Origin of the sequence: Streptomyces sp. NPDC098789, assembly GCF_044759975.1 — a bacterium.
GTDB lineage: Bacteria > Actinomycetota > Actinomycetes > Streptomycetales > Streptomycetaceae > Streptomyces.
The window spans coordinates 18,651-36,708 of the sequence record NZ_JBIWAJ010000030.1 but is presented as its reverse complement, the minus strand read 5'-3'; the positions used below and the strand labels follow the sequence as shown (position 1 = coordinate 36,708).

The 18,058-nt window shown below is 74.5% G+C and carries 7 protein-coding genes; 4 read left to right on the top strand and 3 right to left on the bottom strand.

The genetic code is table 11. The features are described from left to right. Positions 1-5: 5 nt before the first annotated feature. From ACIQWR_RS38050 to ACIQWR_RS38035, 4 genes are all read left to right on the top strand, one after another. Complete coding sequence (locus tag ACIQWR_RS38050; protein ID WP_404019657.1) at positions 6-7,340, top strand: amino acid adenylation domain-containing protein; 7,335 nt, start codon at positions 6-8, stop codon at positions 7,338-7,340. Then, positions 7,337-8,626, top strand: coding sequence for a cytochrome P450 (locus ACIQWR_RS38045; RefSeq protein WP_404019654.1), 1,290 nt, complete (start codon positions 7,337-7,339; stop codon positions 8,624-8,626). The genes ACIQWR_RS38050 and ACIQWR_RS38045 overlap by 4 nt, the downstream gene beginning before the upstream one ends. Positions 8,627-8,753: 127 nt before the next feature. Further along, complete coding sequence (locus ACIQWR_RS38040; protein ID WP_404019651.1) at positions 8,754-10,028, top strand: MFS transporter; 1,275 nt, start codon at positions 8,754-8,756, stop codon at positions 10,026-10,028. A gap of 134 nt (positions 10,029-10,162) precedes the next feature. Continuing rightward, entirely contained in the window at positions 10,163-11,332 is a 1,170-nt protein-coding gene (locus ACIQWR_RS38035) for a hypothetical protein (protein WP_404019648.1), read from the top strand. Here the strand turns inward: ACIQWR_RS38035 and ACIQWR_RS38030 are convergent. The 3 genes from ACIQWR_RS38030 to ACIQWR_RS38020 form a co-directional block, all read right to left on the bottom strand. Continuing rightward, entirely contained in the window at positions 11,329-14,250 is a 2,922-nt protein-coding gene (locus ACIQWR_RS38030; RefSeq protein WP_404019646.1) for an AAA family ATPase, read from the bottom strand. The genes ACIQWR_RS38035 and ACIQWR_RS38030 overlap by 4 nt on opposite strands. An 83-nt stretch (positions 14,251-14,333) precedes the next feature. Then, a complete protein-coding gene (locus tag ACIQWR_RS38025) occupies positions 14,334-14,549 on the bottom strand; it encodes a hypothetical protein (protein WP_404019643.1) in 216 nt (71 codons plus the stop codon). A gap of 112 nt (positions 14,550-14,661) precedes the next feature. Beyond that, the gene (locus ACIQWR_RS38020) at positions 14,662-17,928 is read right to left on the bottom strand and encodes a type 2 lanthipeptide synthetase LanM family protein (RefSeq protein ID WP_404019640.1); all 3,267 of its coding nucleotides are present in this window, start codon (positions 17,926-17,928) and stop codon (positions 14,662-14,664) included. Between the last annotated feature and the right edge of the window lie 130 nt (positions 17,929-18,058).

Below are 18,058 nucleotides of genomic sequence, written 5' to 3'. Positions count from 1 at the left end.
TTCCCATGACCACTTCACAGGTCGAACCCTCCACCGCTCAGGGCGGGCTCTCCCCGGCGGCCCGGCAACTGCTGGAACGCAGACTGCGCGGCCGGGCCGGCGGCGCCGCGGCGGCGGGCATCCCCCGGGTCTCGCCCCGACCGGAGCGCGTCCCGCTGTCCTGCGCCCAGCAGGGCCTCTACTTCCTCCACCGGCTCGACCCCCGCGGCGTCGAGTACCTGATGCCCGCCGCCTGGCGGTTCACCGGTCCCCTGGACCTGCCCGCGCTGGACGCGGCGGTCGGCGACCTGGTCGTGCGCCACGAGCAGTTGCGGGTGGTCTTCCCGGACGTGGAGGGCGTACCGGCCCAGGAGGTGCTGCCCGCCGACGGCGCCGGCCTGCACCTGGTGGAGCTGCCCGAGGGGGCGGACGCCGCCGCCGTGGCCGAGGCCGTGCGCGCGGCGGCGCTGCGCCCCTTCGACCTGGCCGTCGAGCCGGGGTTCCGCGCCACGCTGGTGCGGGTGGCGGCCGAGGAGCACGTGCTGGTCCTGGCCCTGCACCACATCGTCGCGGACGGCTGGTCCCTCGACCTGCTGATGCGGGACCTGCGCGCCTTCCACGCGGCCCGGTCGGCGGGCACCGCGCCGCCCGCCGACCCGGCGCCGATCTCCTACGCGGACTACGCGATCTGGCAGCGCGGCCGCGACGAGAGCGCGGACATCGCCTACTGGCGCTCCGCCCTGGCGGGCCTGACTCCGCTCGAACTCCCCCTGGACCACCCGCGCCCGTCCGCCCGTTCCTACGCCGGCGCCGCGCACACCGTGGAGCTGCCCGCGGAGCTGACGCGGGCGCTGGCGGAGGTGGGCCGGCGGACGGACACCAGCGCGTACATGACCACCCTGGCCGCGTTCCAGGCCGCCCTGGGCTTCCACAGCGGGCAGGACGACATCGTGATCGGCACGGTCGTCGCCAACCGCGAGCGGCCGGAGACCGAGCAGCTCGTCGGCTTCTTCGTGAACACCCTGGTCGTACGGACCGACCTGGCGGGCGACCCGACCGGGGACGAGCTGCTCGCCCGGACCCGGGAGAGCGTGCTGGGGGCGCTCTCGCACCAGACCTTGCCCTTCGAGCGGGTGGTGGACGAGCTGAGTCCCGACCGGGACCTGTCGCGCAATCCGCTCTTCCAGGTGTTGTTCACGCACACCGCGGCCGAGCGGGGCGACTACGCGCTGGGCGGCGCCACCGGCGCGGCCTTCCCGATCGACCTGACCACCGCCAAGTTCGACCTGACGCTGGACGTCCTGGACGACGCGGGCCGCCAGAGCCTGCGCCTGGTCTACCGTCCCGACCTGTTCGCGGCGGAGTCGATCGCCCGGCTGGCGGAGCACACGGTGGCGGTCCTGCGGGCCTTCACCCGCACGCCGTCGCTCCCGCTGAGCCGCACGAAGCTGCTCACGGACACGGAGCTCGCGGAGCTGCTCGGCCCCGAGGGCCCGGCGAACCGGCCCGTGGCGGGCGTGGAGGGGCCGGCGGCGATCGGGGCCGGGAGCGAGGGGCCCCGGCTCGCCGGCGAGCGGCTGGCGGAGCACGTCCGGCGCACGCCCGACGCCGTGGCCGTCTCGGGCGGCGGGCGCGCCCTGACCTACGCCGAGCTGGACGCGGCCTCCCGGGCGCTGGCCCGGCGGCTGCGGGCCGCCGGGATCGGCCCGGAGTCCCTGGTCGGGGTGTGCCTGGGCCGCTCGGTCGACCTGGCCGTGGCGCTGCTCGGGGTGTGGCGGGCGGGGGCGGCGTACCTGCCGCTGGACCCGGCGCACCCGCGGGCCCGGCGGGAGTTCACCGTCGCCGACGCGGGGGTGGAGTGGGTGGTCACCGACGACACCGGGCTCGCCGCGGTGGAGGGGCTGGCGGTGGGGGTGATCCCGCTGTCGGAGCCCGCGGCGGCGGCCGGCGCGGCCGACGACCTCGCCGACGTGGTCCCCGGTCCCGACGCGCTCGCCTACGTCATCTACACCTCGGGCTCCACCGGGCAGCCCAAGGGCGTCGAGGTCACCCACGCCAACCTGGCCTGGTTGCTGGGCGCGGCCGACCACCACTTCGACTTCGGCCCCGACGACGTCTGGACCCTGCTGCACTCCCCCGCCTTCGACTTCTCCGTCTGGGAGCTGTGGGGTCCGCTGACCTCCGGCGGGCGGGTGGTGGTGCTGACCGAGGACGAGGTGCGCGACCCGGCCGCGGTGCACGCCGTGCTGCGCGCGGAGCGCGTGACCGTGCTCAACCAGACCCCGGCGGCCTTCAAGGGGCTGCGGGCGCACCTGGCGCAGCAGGGCGCGGACTTCGCCGAACTGGCTCTGCACACAGTGGTCTTCGGCGGCGACGCCTTCGACGCCCGGGACTACCGGGACTGGTTCGCGGGGCCGGCCGCCGGGCGGCCCGCGCTGGTGAACATGTACGGCATCACCGAGACCACCGTGCACGTCACCTACCGGTTGATCACCGAGGCGGACACGGTCGCGGGGGTCCACTCCCCGATCGGCCGCCCGCTGGCCGGGCAGCACGGGTACGTCCTGGACCGGACGGGCCGGCTGGTGCCCCGGGGCACGGTCGGCGAGCTGTACGTCGCCGGCGGCGGCGTGGCCCGCGGCTACCGCAACCGGCCGGAGCTGACCGCCGAGCGCTTCCCGTCCAACCCCTTTGTATCGGCCGCAGTCCCCGCCACGGCCGCGGCCCCGGCCCGGATGTACCGCACGGGTGACCTGGTGCGGGTGCTCCCCGACGGCCAGCTCGCCTACGCGGGGCGCGCCGACCACCAGGTGAAGATCCGCGGCTTCCGGATCGAGCCGGGCGAGATCGAGACCGCGCTGCGGGTGCTGCCCGGGGTGCGGGACGCCTCGGTGGTGGCCCGGCCCGACGGACACGGCGGCGCCCGGCTGGTGGCCCACGTGGTGCTGAGCGAGGGGCGGCCGCTGGACGCGGCGGACCTGCGGGACCGGCTGCGCCTGACGCTGCCGGAGTACATGGTCCCCGCCCTGTTCGTCCGGCACGCCAAGCTGCCGATCACCGCGAACGGGAAGGTGGACCGTGCGGCCCTGATCGCGGTGGCGGCCGAGGGGGCCGCGGCCCCGGCCGACTTCACGGCTCCCGAGGGCGCGGTCGAGGAGGCGCTGGCCGGCATCTGGTCGGAGGTGCTCGGCGCCGAGCGGATCAGCCGGACCGCGAACTTCTTCGACCTCGGCGGGGACTCCATCCTGGCCCTGCGGGTGATCGGCCGGGCCCGCTCGGCCGGGCTGGGCCTGAGCGTGGCGGACCTCTTCCGGGCCCGGACCCTGGCCGACCTGGCCGCTGCGGTGCGGGAGTCCGAGGACCCGGCGGGTCCGCCTCCGGTCGCACCCTTCTCGCAGCTGGACCCGGCGGACGCGGCGCGGCTGCCGGACGGTCTCGTCGACGCCTATCCGCTCACCTACCTCCAGACCGGCATGCTGCACGAGATGCTGGCGGACCCGGAGCGCGGGGCGTACCACAACGTCACCGACCTGAAGATCACCGTGCCCGAGGGCTTCGACCTCGCCGCCTTCCAGAGCGCCGTGGACGCGGTGGTGCGCGCCCACGACATCCTGCGCTCCTCCGTGGACCTGGTGTCCTTCTCCGAGCCGATCCAGCTGGTGCACCCGACGGCCGACCTGCGGGTGGGCTACGTCGACCTGCGCGGCCAGGACCGGGCGCGGCAGCGGGCGACAGTCAAGGCGTACGTGCGGGAGGAGTTCGCCCGCCGCTTCGACCTGGCGGCGGCGCCCCTGGTCCGGCTGCACCTGCACCACGTCGGCGACCACGAGCTGCGGTTCACGGTCACCGACTGCCACATCGTGCTGGACGGCTGGAGCCTGACCTCGCTCATCGCCGACGTCCTCGACCTGCACCGCCAGGTGGTGGCGCAGGGCCGGCGCGAGCCGAGCCTGCCGGCCTCGCCCCGGTTCGCGGAGTACGTCGCCCTGGAGCGGGCGGCCGTGGACTCGGAGGAGAGCCTGAAGTTCTGGAGCGCCCAGCTGGACGACCTGCGGCCGGTGCGCTTCGGCCGCCGCTCGGGCGGGCCGGTCGACGGCGACGCCGCGATCATCGAGATCCGGCGGTCCTACGCGGCGCTGGCCGAGCCGATCGGGCAGCTCGCGAAGCGGGCGGGCGTCCCGCGCCGGACCGTGCTGCTGGCGGCCTTCCACCACACGATGGGCCTGTTCACCGACGCCGAGGCGGACACCGACGGCGGGTCCGCCGGGCACTCGATCGGTCTGGTCACCAACGGCCGCCCGGAGGAGAGCGGCGCGGACCGGATGCGCGGGCTGTTCCTCAACACCGTGCCGTTCGGGATCCGGCGGACCGGGGAGAGCTGGCTGGACCTGGTGCGCGAGGTCTTCAGCGCGGAGCAGGACCTGATGCCGCACCGCCGGGTGCCGCTGGCCCGCCTCGGCCGGCTGCGGCCGGACGAGCCCGGTCTGGTCGACGTGCTCTTCAACTACATCAACTTCCACCGGCTCTCCGGGGACACCTGGGACGAGTCGGAGGAGATCGCCCGGACGATGTTCCCGCTCAACATCAACGTGAGCGTGCAGGGCTTCACGGTCGACGCCGATACGACCCGGGTCGACCCGGCCACCGCCGAACAGCTCGCCGACGCGGTGTGCGCGCTGCTGGAGACCATGGTCGGGGACCCCGACGGGCCGGTGGCACGGCCCGTGCTGCGGGGCGCGGCCCGGGAGCGGGCGCTGGTGGAGTGGGCGCGCGGTCCGGTGGTGGACAACGACCCCCGGATGTTCCAGGAGTGGATCGCGGAGCACGCGCTGCGCACTCCGGACGCGGTCGCCGTCACCCATGCCGACCGCGAGGTCGGCTACGGCGAACTCGACGCGTCGGCCGGAGTGTTGGCCGGCCGGTTGCGGGAGCTGGGTGTGGGCCCGGAGGTGATCGTCGGGATCTGCGCGGACCGGGGTCCGGACATGGTGCGCTCCGTGCTGGCGGTCCTCAAGGCGGGCGGCGCGTTCCTCCCGCTGGATCCGCAGCACCCCACCGAACGGCTGGAGTTCGTGGCCCGGGACAGCGGGATGCGGGTGCTGCTCACCCAGTCCGCGCTGGTGGGCCGGGTGCCCTTCGAAGGCCCCGTCGTGCTGGTCGACGTACCCGCCGAGTGCGCGGGCTCCGGCGGCGTCCCGGTGGCCGGTACGGGCCCGGACAACACCGCCTACGTGCTCTACACCTCGGGTTCGACGGGCCGGCCCAAGGGCGCGGCGGTCCCGCACCGGGGCCTGAGCAACCTGATCCACGGCCAGCGGGACGTCTTCGCCCCGCGACCCGAGGACCGGGTGCTGCAGTTCGCCTCCTTCAGCTTCGACGTGTTCGTCAGCGAGCTGACCTGGGCCCTGGCCAACGGGGCGCGGCTGTGCACCGCACCGAAGGAGGCCCTGATGCCCGGCCCGGACCTGGTCGCGACCCTGCACCGGTACGGGGTCACCGCGGCCGCGCTGCCGCCGAGCACCCTCGCGGTGCTCGCCGAGCAGGGCGATCCGCTGCCGCTGCTGCACACCATCGTCACCGGCGGCGAGGCACCCACGGCCGAGATGTCGGACGTGTGGTCCCCGGGCCGGATGTTCATCAACTCCTACGGCCTGACCGAGACGTCGGTGTGGTCCTGCGCCGAGGTGTGCGTGGCCGGCACCGGGCTGCCGCCGATCGGTCCGCCGATCCGCAACAGCCAGGTCTACGTCCTGGACCGGGACCTCGAACCGCTTCCGGTCGGGGTACCCGGCGAGATCTGCCTCGGCGGTGACGCGGTCGGCCTGTACTACCTGAACCGCCCCGCGCTGACGGCCACCACCTTCGTGCCCGACCCCTACGGCGCGCCCGGTGGCCGGCTCTTCCGCACCGGCGACCTCGGCCGCTACCACGCCGACGGGAGCATCGAGTGCCTCGGCCGCCGGGACAACCAGGTCAAACTGCGCGGGTTCCGCATCGAACTGGGCGAGCTGGAATGCGGGTTGCGCGAGCTGCCCGAGGTGAACAAGGCGGTGGTGCTGCTCCGCCGTGACCTGCCGGGCGATCCGGCGCTGGTCGCCTACGTCGTCCCGGAGCCCGGGTGCGCGCCGGACGCCGAGGCCGTCCGCCAGGCGCTGCGCGCCACGATGCCGGCCTACATGGTGCCCGCGCGCTTCGTCTTCCTCGACGAACTGCCCCTGAACAGCAGCAAGAAGGTGGACCGTCGGGCCCTGCCGCTGCCGCTGGAACGCTCGGACGTGGACGCGGAGTCCACCGCCCCGCGCACCCCGACCGAGGAGCTGCTCGCCGAGGTGTGGCGCGACGTACTGGGAGCGGCGGAGGTCGGCGTCCACGACGACTTCTTCCGGATCGGCGGGAGTTCGCTCTCCACCGTCCGGGTGGCCGCCCGGGCGGCGGCCCGCGGGCTGAGCGTCTCCGTGCGCGACCTGATCGAGCTGCCGACGATCGCCCAGCTCGCCGCCCGCGCCGAGGAGGCGGCGGCGAGCACCGCGCCCGTCGCCGTGACCTCCGAGGTCCGGCTGCGCGAGGGCACGGGCGACCCGCTGTGGTGCGTGCACCCGACGGGCGGCAGCGCCGCCTGGTACGTGGGACTGGCGCGGGCCCTGCCGGCGGGGACACCGGTGCGTGCCTTCCAGGCGCGCGGCCTGCTCGGCGGGGTGGACCCGACGACGGTGGCCGGCATCGCGGCCAACTACGTCGCCGAGATGACCGCGCACGGCGGGGACGGCCCGCACGACCTGCTGGGCTGGTCCATGGGCGCCAACCTGGCCATGGAGATGGCCACCCAGCTGCACGAGGCCGGCCACCGGGTCGCACCGCTGACCCTGATCGAGCCCTACCTCCCCAGCGAGGTGGCGCGCGGTCAACTGGCCTCGGTCAGCGCCAAGATGGTCACCGGCAAGGAGCTGCGCGACCGGCTGCGCACGCTGGCCCCCGGCGCGGAGCGCGAGGCGGTGACGGCCGAGCTGACCGCCCTGCTGCTGAGCGCGGACATGAGCCCGAGCGAGGCCGCCCTGGTGGAGCACGCGCCGATCGAGGTGTGGCACTCGCTGCTCACCGCCCTGGCCGACTACGAGGTACGGCCCTACCCGGGCCACGTCCACCTGGTGGTGGGCTCGCACGCGGCGGCCCTGCCCGACGGCGAGCCGATGCCCGGCCTCGACGTGGACTTCCGCGCATACGTCGAACGCTGGCGGGAGCAGGCCCTGGGCGGCCTGACCCTGCACGTCACCGCAGGCGACCACATGTCGCTGATGTCCGAGCCCCTGCTGGGCCGGACCGCTTCCCTCCTGCACGCCATCCGGACGGAGACCCGGGCATGACCACGACGATTCCCGCGGGCGGCCCGGCCGCCCTGCTGACCGCGCCCACGAACCTGCTGACCGCGCCCCCGCGGCCCGCCTTCGCCGAGCGCTACCTCCTCGACCCGGAGCTCAACGCCGACCCCTACGGCTACCTCAACGCGCTGCGCGACCACGACCCGGTCCACTGGAGCGCCATGCACCGGGCCTGGCTGGTCACGGGACACGGCCAGTTGATGCACTGCCTGCGCGACCCGGCGGTCTCCGCCGAGCGGGTGGGCCCCCTGATGGACGCCGTCCCCGAGGGCGCCCGGGAGGACACCGAGCGGGCGTTCTCCATCCTGTCCCGCTGGATGGTCTTCAACGATCCCCCGCAGCACCGGCGGCTGCGCCAGGTGTTCCAGGAGCAGTTCTCGGCGCGCGGCATCTCCCGCTACCGCACGTTCGTCGAGCGGGCCACCCGGGCCATGCTGACCCGCCGTTCGGTGCCGGGCAACGGCGGCGACCTGCTCGCCGACATCGCCCGACCGCTGCCGTCGCTGGTCTTCGCCCGCTGGCTGGGCGTCCCCCAGGCGCACAGCCCCTCCTTCTGGTACTGGAACGCCCGGGTGGGCGACCTGGTCCTCGGGGCGGCGCAGGAGGAGCGCGAGTACCGCACCTCCCTCCAGTCCCTGGTGAAGTTGGACGACTACCTCGCCGGTCTCGTCCGCGAGCGCACCGCCGACCCGAAGGACGACCTGATCAGCTCCGTGCTGGCGGGCGGCCAGATCGGGAAGTCGGTCAGCGAGGAGGAGTTCGTCGGGATGCTGACCCAGATGGCCTTCGCGGGCGGGGAGACCACCAGCAACCTGATCGCCAACACGATGCTCGCCCTGCTGCGCCACCCCGAGCAGCTGGCGGAGGTCCGCGCGAACCCGGACCTGGTGCCGCTCGCCGTCGAGGAGGCGATGCGCTTCGACGGCCCCTCGAAGATGTCGATCCGCAGCGCCGCCCGCGACTTCGACCTCGACGGCCGCGCGGTGCGCGGCGGGGACCGGCTGTTCCTGGTCACCGCCGCCGCCAACCGGGACCCCGAGCGGTTCGCCGACCCCGACCTGTTCAGCGTCGCGCGGGGCAGCACCTCGCACCTCGGCTTCGGCTTCGGCGCGCACTTCTGCATCGGAGCCGCGCTGGCGCGGCTGGTGGCCTGCTCGGTGGTCGGCGTCCTCGTGCGCGAGTACCCGGACCTGGTGCTGACCACCGACCGGCACACCTGGCAGCCGTCCCTGCTCAACCGCGCCCTGACGGCGCTGCCCGTCCGGTACTGACACGCGGGCCGTCCGGTACTGACACGCGGGCCCTCACGTACTGGCCCCGGGCGGCCGGGTACCGGACCCGGCCGCCCCTCCTGAAACGCCCCGGCCGCCCTGCGGCGGCCCGACGAAGGGTCCGATCATGGCCTCCACCCTGGCGAGCGCGGGCACCCGCCTGCGCGCCCCCGCCAAACTGCCCTCGTTCCGGCTGCTGTGGCTGGGGCAGTCCCTGTCCCTGCTCGGGGACGGCTTCAGCTACATCGCCTTCTCGTGGATCACGCTGAGCCTGACCGATTCCACGCTGGCCCTCGGCTACGTCCTCGCCTTCCAGGCGGTGCCGCGGGCCCTGCTGACCCTGGTCGGCGGCTCGCTCAGCGACAAGTGGTCCTCGCGGACCCTGATGACGCTCTCCAGTGCGGCCCGGGCGGTGCTGATGGCCGGCGTCGGGCTGATCGGGATGACCGGCTCCCTGACGGTGCCGATCCTGTGCGGGGCCGCCGCCGCCTTCGGCGCGGTCGACGCCTTCTTCCAACCGGCCCGGGCCTCGATCCTGCCCACCGTGGTGGACAAGGAGATGCTCGCCCCGGCCAACGCCCTGCTGGCGGTCGGCACCAAGGTGTCCGCCATCCTCGGCCCGGCCGTCGGCGGCATGGTGGTGGCCCTCTCGGACGCCCCCGTCGCCTTCCTCGTGGACGCCGTGTGCTTCGCGCTCTGCGGCCTGTGCGTCTCCCGGATCCGGCCCCTTCCCCGCGGGCCCGAGGACTCCGTGGACGACGCAGCCGACGCCGCGGCGGGCACGGCGAAGGAGGCCGGGGACTCCCTGCTCACCCGGATGCGGGCGGGGCTGCGCTACGCCCTGGAGGACCCGCGGATCCGCTCCATCCTGGTCGTCGACACGGCGATGACCTTCTGTTACGCCGGTACCTTCACCGTCGGCTTCGCCACGCTCGCCAAGGTGGACCTGCAGGGCGGTTCCACCACCCTGGGCCTGCTCAACGGCGCCCTGGCGGGCGGGGCGATGCTGGGCACCCTGGTCGGCGGTTCGCTGAGCAGCCTCCCCCGGGTCGGGCTGCTGATCGCCGCGCTGGCCGGGTGGCTCGCGGTGGGCATGGGGGTGCTGGGGCTGGTGGACAGCACCGTGGCCGCGTTCGTGACCGTACTCGCGATGGGCTTCGGCATCGGCTTCCAGGGCGTCTTCGGCCTCAGCTGGATCCAGCGCACCATCGATCCCTCGGTGCTCAGCCGGGTGATCTCCCTGGACATGGTCCTCGGCTACGCCATGGCCCCGCTCTCGCTGATCCTCTGCGGGGCCCTGGCCCGCCACGGCAGCGGCCCGATGTTCGCGGTATCGGCCGGGGTCCTCGCCCTGACGGCCCTGGGGGTGCTGAGCTCGAAGGCGGTGCGCGGGATGCGCTGAGGACGACGACACATCCATCATGACAGGTCAGCGCCGGTTTTCGTAGGACGGAAAGCACAGTTCGCAACGCTTGTCCGATCCGTTCCCCGCCGCGCAGAATCTCCTTCTCGCGACATCCGGAGACAGGGGAAACGGTGACGATCGATCACGATGCGGTACTTCGGGCCCGCGTGCTGCTGCTGGGGTCCGGCCGACGGAGTCGCGCCGAACTGGTCGACGCGTACCGGGTTCTGGCCGAGGTGAACCCGAAGGCCTACGGGCCGAAGTTGGTGGACGCCCTGCTCTCGCTCCACTACCAGAGCAGGAATCCGGAGATGGACGTCACGCTGACCGCCGAGGCCGCGCGGGCCGCGCGCGAGATCGAGGTCGGTGAGCCCAAGCGGACCGAGCGGTTGTACCGGGCCTTGAACGCCCACCAGGTGTCGCTCTTCGCCCTCGGGCGCAGGGCGGAAGGGCGTGCGGTCTGCGAGGAGCTGGCCGGGGCCGGCCTGAGCGATCCCTTGACGAGGGTCCTGGCCGAGGAGGGGCGCTTCGCGGAGGCGGCGGAGCTCGACGAAGCGGCCGTCCGCGACGGGGGCTCGGACCACTTGTTCTGGACCAGGTTGCGGTGGGCGGCCAACCTGGAGGGCGCCGGGCAGCACGACGCCGCGGCGGTCGCCTTCCGCGAAATCCTGGCGGAGACCCGGCGCAAGGCGGCCGAACAGGACACCTCGCTGGCCATCCTCACCTGGGAGTCGGTCCACTTCTCCCGGATGCGGGACGCCGTCGGCGACGGGGCGGGGGCCGCGGCCGCCCGGCGCGAGGCGCTGGGCGTCCTGGAGGAGCTCGCGAGCACCGGCGAGCCGAAGAACTGGAGCTGCATCCTCGGGTGGTGGAAGACGCTCTTCGTCCTGTCGGGACGGGCGGCCGAACCCGCCGCGAGCCCCGAGTCCCCGATGCCGCCCTTCGGCACGGATCACGAATGGTCACGCGACGTGCGGGAGGGGTTCCTCGGCATGTCGGCGGGCCTCGAAGCGGAGGCAGCGGCACTGCGCGGGGCACACCGGCTGCCCGAACTGGTCGACGTCCAGCGCAGGATCAGCATCCGCGCGGCCGTCCGCGACGGCGACCGTCCCTACCTGTTCGAGGAGCGGTTCGCCCCGTACTTCGACGAGGGCGTCACGCTCGCCCGCCGCACGCCCGACGACCGCGCACGCCTCGCCCGCGCCCTCGTCGACCGGTCGATGTTCTTCGTCGCCGCACGCACCTTCGAGCCCGCGCACGCCGACTTCGCCGAAGCGGTCGGCCTCCTTGACACCCCCTAGTCGCGCAGGGAGGCGGAAAGGGCGCACAGGGCCGCGCGGTTGGAGCGACCCGTCTTGGTGCCGAGGCTGGCGATGTGCTTCTCCACCGTGCGGGGCGAGATGTACAGGCGGTCCGCGATGTCCTTGTTGCCGAGGCGCTCGGCGAGCAGCCGGAACACCTCGTACTCGCGCACCGTGACCCCCTGGGTGCGCAGCACGTCCGGGATGCTGCCCGAGCCGGTGCGCCGCTGGGCTACGGGGGCGCCCATCCGGCGCAGGGCGGCCCGGCAGGCGTTCGCGACGGGGGCGACGGACTGCTGGTGGAAGTGGAGTTCGGCGCGGCGCAGCCAGGCCACGGGCTCCCCCCAACCGTCCGCGTGGGCCGCCTCGGCGATGAGCCGCAGGCCCAGGTGGAGGGCGGTGGCGTACGGCTCCGCGGTGCGCAGGGCCTCGTTGACGGCGGCGGCCGCCAGGTCGGGTCTTCCCTCCCGGCCGTCCAGGACGGCGCCCGCGAAGAGCACGAACTGTCTGTTCCAGCGCATCCGGCCGGGGGCGGTGGCCGCGATCTCCTCGTACGGACCGCGGCCGGCCTCGCCCGAGAGCACGTCCAGCAGCAGCCCGATGCCGTAGCGGCCGCTGAGGTAGTAGGTACTGGGGTTGGTGCTCTCCAGCTCGGCCACGGCGTGCAGTTCGCGGACCGCGGCGGGCTGGTCCTCCTCCATCAGCGCGCAGAACGCCCGGGCCAGCCCCCGGGTCAGCGGCTCCTCCTGGGAGCCGCTGCCGTCCCACTCGGCGAAGGCCGTGAGCGCCCGTTCCATGTCCGCCCGGTCGCCCTGGTGCGCGGCGAGGGTGGCCCGCGCCATCAGCACGTAGCGGGTGGCCGGAGCCAGCCGCAGCCGCTGGACGACGGCCAGGCACTCCTCGGCAGCCTGGGCGGCAGCGGCGAACTCGGCGCGCAGCACCGCGTCGAGGATCATGATCCCGTCGATGGTGTACACGATGGTGGCGGAGCCGAGCCGCTGGGCTTCGCCGCGGGCCGCGAGCAGCGGGATCGTGTTGCCCTCGGTCAGCCAGTTGTTCCCGCCGATGCGGGTGAGGGCGTACATCCGCTGGAGCGGGAGCTGGTGCTGTTCGGCCGTGTGCAGGGCGGACTCCAACAGGGCCGTGGCCTCGTCGAAGTCCCGCTCGCGGGCCAGCGTGGCGAGCAGCTCCCAGGCCTGGCAGACCACCGTGGGCAGCCCGTGCCGCTCCGCGGCCTGGAGCGCCGAGTAGGCCAGCTTCTCGGCGAGTTGGGTGCGGTCCGGGCCGGGGGTGTCGAGGGCGAGGTAGGCGGCCGTGACGTCGATGGAGGCGGTGCTGCGCTCGTCGGGGTGCACTCCGAGGAGGGCCCTGGCCTGGGCTATCTGCCGGTTGCCGTCCTCCCAACGCCCGGCGGTGTGGGCCACCTTGGCCAGCCTGGTGTGCAGCGCGGCCATCCGCTCGGCGCTCAGGCCGCTCCCGCCGAGGGTGTGCAGGTTCTCGGCGAAGCCGAAGGCCTGGGCGAAGTCGCCGGCTTCGGCGAGCGCGGGCAGCAGGGCCTCCAGGGCCGCCGTGCGGCCCGCCGCGTCGCCGCTGGCCGCGAGCAGCCGCTCGGCCCGGGCCAACAGGGTGACGGCCGAGCCGATGGCGCCGGCCGACAGGGCCCGCAGCCCCGCCACGGTGAACAGCCGCCCGGCTTCGGCTTCGTCACCGGCCTGGGAGCGCAACTCCGCGACGAGCGGGCACCATTCGCCCTCCAGCTCCGGGTAGAGGTCCTGGACCGCGTCGGCGGCCCGGCCGGACATCTCCGCCCGGTTGGTGGGCGTGAGCTGGGTCAGCAGCGCCTCGGCGGTGAGCGAGTGGCGGAAGGCGTACCAGTCGGGGGCGGGTTCGTCGTGGACGACGAGCTGCGCCGCGACCCCCGCGTGCAGGTGGCTGAGCAGACTGCGGTCGTCGATGCCGGTCATCCGCTGGAGCACGGTCAGCGGGAAGCGGCGGCCGATCACGGCGGCCGCGGACAGCAGGGTCAGCCCCTGCGGCGCCAGGCGGTCGACGCGCCGCAGGATGCCGCGCGCGAGGGCGGTGGACACGTCGCTGCGCAGGTCGCCCACGACCCGCCAACCGTCCTCGGCGCGGACCAGCGCGCCGCTGCCGATCATGCCCTGGAGGAGTTCCTCGACGAGGAAGGGACTGCCCGCGCTGTCGTCCCACAGGCGCGCGAGGGCGGCTTCCGGGACCAGGTCGGCTTCGGTGTCCAACTGCGCGGCGATCACGGCGCGGACCTCGGGCCGGGTCAGCGGGGCCAGTTGTAACACGGTTCCCACGCCGCGGCGACGGGCCGATTCGGCCATGTCGAGGGCGTCGCAGGACTCGGTGCGGATCGTGGCCAGAAGTACCACGTTGGTGTATTCGAGGTTGTCCACGAGGTACTCGACGACGGCGAGGGTCTCGGGGTCCGCGTCGTGCAGGTCCTCCAGCAGGAGGAGCTGGCCGTCCTCCCGGCCCGTGGCGATGAGCAGCCGCAACACGGCCTCGCCGAGGATCACCATCGAGCTGTTGTCCTGGGCGTCGCTGCTCCAGTCCGGGATGATCCGGCCCAGCGCGGGCCGGTACGGGCCGAGCGGCAGGTCGTCCAGGGACGGGCCGCCCGCCGGGCCGCCGCGGAACAGCGCCATCAACGCTTCCGTCAATGGCCGGAAAGGCACCGTGGGGCCGGTGGTGCTGCTCCGGCCCCGCAGTGCCCGCATCCCGTCGTTGAAAGCCATCCCCACGGCCTCGGCGGCGAGCCGGGACTTGCCGATCCCCGCCTCGCCCACCAGGAAGACGACCCCGCCGCGCCCACCCTTGGCCTCGGTCAACGCGTGTTTGATCTCTAAGAGTTGAGAGTCACGACCGATGATGTACCGCGGACGGGAACGCATGAGCGCAAATCTAGTTCATGCGTACGGTCCGCAGTGCACCGAAAGTCGGCCTTTTCCACGTACCGCCATCCGGATACCGGGCACTACCAGGTGCCGTCGGGCGCCGAGACGCTGGTGTCGATCTGGCTGAGCGCGACCACGAGTCCGCTGGTGAGGACGAGACCGGCCAGCGCCCGGGCCCGCGCACACGCCTTGTTGCGGCCCGACAGCTTGATGCCGCCCGCGGGGTCCCCGGCGGGAACTTCGGCGGCCGCGTCGGTGGTGGCGTCGGCGGTGGCGTTGACCTGGAACTCCTGCATGGTGGTGAGTACCTTTCTCGGAACCTGAGGTGGAGGTGGCGCTCGGTGCTGCAGTGCGGTCGGTGCTGTGGTGCTGACGAGCCGTTCGTGCGGTCGGTCCGGCCGGAGTCGGTCAGTGGAGCAGCAGGACGGACGGGACCGTCTCCGGGAAGCCCAGCCTGAGCAGGGCGTATCCGATGCCGGAGAGGCCGGTGAGGAGTCCGGGTGAAGGGACGTGGTCGGGGGTGCCGCAGCGGTGGCCGTGGCGTTCGAGGCGGCCGAGGACCTGACCGGCGCGGTGGGTGAGGGCGATGGCGGCCCGGGGGTGGCCCTGCCCGGCGAGGACGCTGAGCAGTTCCAGTGAGCCGAGGGTGCCGTGGCCCAGGCTGAGGTCGCCGAACTCGGCCGACTCGGTGGACTCCCCCGCCTCGGCGGGGTCGCTCAGCAGGGCCGCGCACCAAGTGAGTTCGGCTTCCGGGACCGGCTGGCCGGCCCGGGCGAAGGCATCGGCGGCGGCGAGCGCGGTGCCCGCCAGCCCGGAGTGCCAACCGAGGTCGGCGGGGTGGCGCAGGGCCGCGTCCAGAGCGGGGCGCAGCAGGGCGGCGCCGGTACGGGCGTACTCCTCGGCCCGGACCGCCGCGGTGCCCGCCGGTTCCCGCTCGGTCTCGGCGGCGGCGTAGCGCAGCAGGGCCCAGCCGATGCCCGCGTCGCCCCGGGCGAAGCCGGCGGCGGCGGGGTCCGGCCCGGCGGAGCCGGCGAGGCGCGGTGCGGCCCGGGCGACGAGCCGGTCGGCGAAGGCGGCGGCGAGGACGGCGGCACCGGGCATCCCGGTGAGGCGGTGCACGGCGACGGTGGCGGCCAGTGCTCCGGCGAGGCCGTCGGCCAGGTCGGCCGGGCCGTCGGGGTCGGCTTCGACGGCGAGGGCGAGGGCGGTGAGCGCGTCCGGCAGACAGGCCCGCAGCGCGTCTCCATCGGAATCGGAATCGGTGTCGGTGTCGCCGTCGCCGTCGAGCAGGGCGGACAGGCGGGCCACGGTGTAGACGATGCCGCTGAGTCCGTGCAGCGCGCCCGGCCCCACGGCGGCGCTGAGCGCGGGGTCGACCGCGAGCCTGGCCAGCAGCTCCGGCAGCGGTGCCGCGGCCTGTCGGGCCAGGGTGGTGTAGCGTCCGGCGCCGGTCAGGGCGCCGAGCTGGGCCAGGAAGAGGGCCACTCCGCAGTAGCCCTGGGCCAGGCCGCCGCCCATCGGCAGGACGGCCCAGTGCTCACCGGCGACCTGCTCCAGGCCGAGCCAGTTGACCCGGCCGTCGCCGTGGACGGCGCGGGCCGCGATCTCGTCGGCGATCCCGCAAGCGGCGGTCAGCAGCCGGGAGGGCTCGGGCACGACGGCGGGGGCGAGGTGCCCGGCCAGCGCCGAACGGGGGCCGCCGCCACTGAGGTTGGCGCCGGTCACCGCGAGCGTCGCGGCGATGATCCACTCCTGGTCGTGCCGGTCCACCTCGCCCATGCCGGCGATCTTGTCGAGGGTGGCCCGCAGACCGGGCGCGGGCAGCACTCCCTCGATGGAGGTGCCCCGCGAGGTCCGCACCGAGGTGTGCGCGGGGTGGTGGAAGAAGAGCGGCACGTCCCCCTCCCACAGGTCGGCGCTCTCGTCCTCGATCAGCCGCTGGCGGGCCGGGTCGTTCTCGGATTCCGCCCACAGCACGGCGAAGAGCGCGTCCCGGGTCAGCGCGTCGCGCAGCACGTCGGGATGGGTGGACTCCTCCAGCAGGGTCGTGTAGAGCCGGGTGGCGCGGGCGATCAGCCGGCCCGGGCTGGTGGCCCAGCGGCCCAGCAGGCCGTCCTCGCCCAGGAGTTCGGCGCGGTCCGCGGCGATCGCGTCGTAGCCGGCCCGGAAACCTTCGAGGAGCGCGGCCCGGTGGTCGCCGTGCCCGGCGGCCGGGTCCCGCGGGGCGGGTCGGTTCTGCCCGGCCGGTGTCTCGACGCGGCCGCGCCGCACCCGCATCTCGTCCGTTCCGGCGGCCTCCCAGCTCATTCCGTCGCTGGGGTAGGAGCCGCCGTGACCGCCGCCGAGGGCGGAGATGTCCATGGCGCCGTTCTCGCCGATGAGCAGGCTCGGGAGCAGGCAGGTGCGGTGGACCGAGGCGGACAGGGCCGCCGCCGCGGGGTCGGACCCGCAGGTCACCGCGGCGGGCAGACCCGAGTGGAGCAGGGTCTCGGCGTCCACCAGGACCGGCTGGTCGCCGCAGGCGATGACGTTCTCGTAGTGCATGTCCACGCCGTCCACCGCGTACAGCAGGGCCAGCAGCGCGCCCTGGCGGCGGTAGAAGCGGTCGAGCTCGGTGGGCGTGGTGCACCAGCCGTGCTCGATGAACTCCAGCCAGCCGTACCCGGGCCTGGGCACCGAGCGGGGGGTGCGCAGGCCGAGGCCCGGCACCTTGCCGTTGGTCCAGGCGACGGCCCGGTCGAGCAGGGCGTGCTGGTCGAGCGGGCGGGGCTTGAGCACCACAGTGGCGCCGTCGGCGAAGCGCAGCAGGGCGACGGCGCGGTTGCCCTGGTGGAGGTCGCCGCGGCCGAGGTCGATCCGTACCAGCGCTCCGGGGTCGGCGCCGCCGAGCAGGCCCCCCACGATCGCGGCCCGGTCGGCGGCGTAGCGGCGGACGAGCTCCGCCGTGGCGTCGGTGGCCTGGGCGCAGGACCGGGCCAGCATCCGGGCGAGCACCGGGTAGCCGGCGAAGAGCGCGGTCAGGCCCTCCCGGGTGCCGAGCCCGGCCAGGAAGTCGGCGAAGCGTTCCCGCGGGGTCTCCCCCGCCAGCCGCCCCGCGCTCCGCGCCGCGTGCAGCTCCTTGACCAGGGTGCGGGCGGACTGCCGGATCAGCCGGTCGCCCAGCCAGCCCTCGAAGGCGGCGCGGACCGCGGCCAGTTCCGCCGCGGGCAGGTCGATCCGCTCGGCCGTGTCCGCCCAGGCCACCGCGGTCAGGGGGCGCAGCGCGGGCAGGAACACCGCGGCGCCGTCGGCCGCTTCGTCGCCGCGCGCCCCCGGTGCGGTGCCCGCGGCGGTCGTGGCGCCGTGGTCCGTGCGCTCGGCGGGGGCCCGCGCCACGATCCGTTCGGCGTACCGGGCCCACTCGGGCTTCTCGGCACGGGCGGCGAGCCGCCACGGCAGCTCCGCCGCGAGGGCGTTCCCGGTGTCCTCGCTCACGCCCAGACTCGCCAGCCGCGCCGCGAAACCGTCGGGGTCCCCCAGGGCCCAGGAAGCGGGCCGGGCGTGGGGGGCGTCGGTGCGCGCGGGTGCGGGGGCACCCGGTGCGGCGAGCCGCTCCCGCAGGTTCAGGGCCTGTGCCCACCAGGAGTGGGTCAGGCCGCCGACCTCGGGTCCTGCGGCGGTGGCGGTGTCAGTCACGAGAGAAAACTCGCAGAGCCGCGCGCCGCGCACATGGGGGCACGTCCCCCATATTCCGAACGGCGTCCCCCCAGAGCCCCCCGTCCGCACGGCGCGCACGCCCCGCGCCCCCTGCCCGCACGCTCCCGGC

Coding starts and splice junctions, on each gene's coding strand:
- ACIQWR_RS38030 (WP_404019646.1), bottom strand. CDS start 14,250: ATGCGTTCCCGTCCGCGGTACATCATCGGTCGTGACTCTCAACTCTTA.
- ACIQWR_RS38025 (WP_404019643.1), bottom strand. CDS start 14,549: ATGCAGGAGTTCCAGGTCAACGCCACCGCCGACGCCACCACCGACGCG.
- ACIQWR_RS38040 (WP_404019651.1), top strand. CDS start 8,754: ATGGCCTCCACCCTGGCGAGCGCGGGCACCCGCCTGCGCGCCCCCGCC.
- ACIQWR_RS38045 (WP_404019654.1), top strand. CDS start 7,337: ATGACCACGACGATTCCCGCGGGCGGCCCGGCCGCCCTGCTGACCGCG.
- ACIQWR_RS38050 (WP_404019657.1), top strand. CDS start 6: ATGACCACTTCACAGGTCGAACCCTCCACCGCTCAGGGCGGGCTCTCC.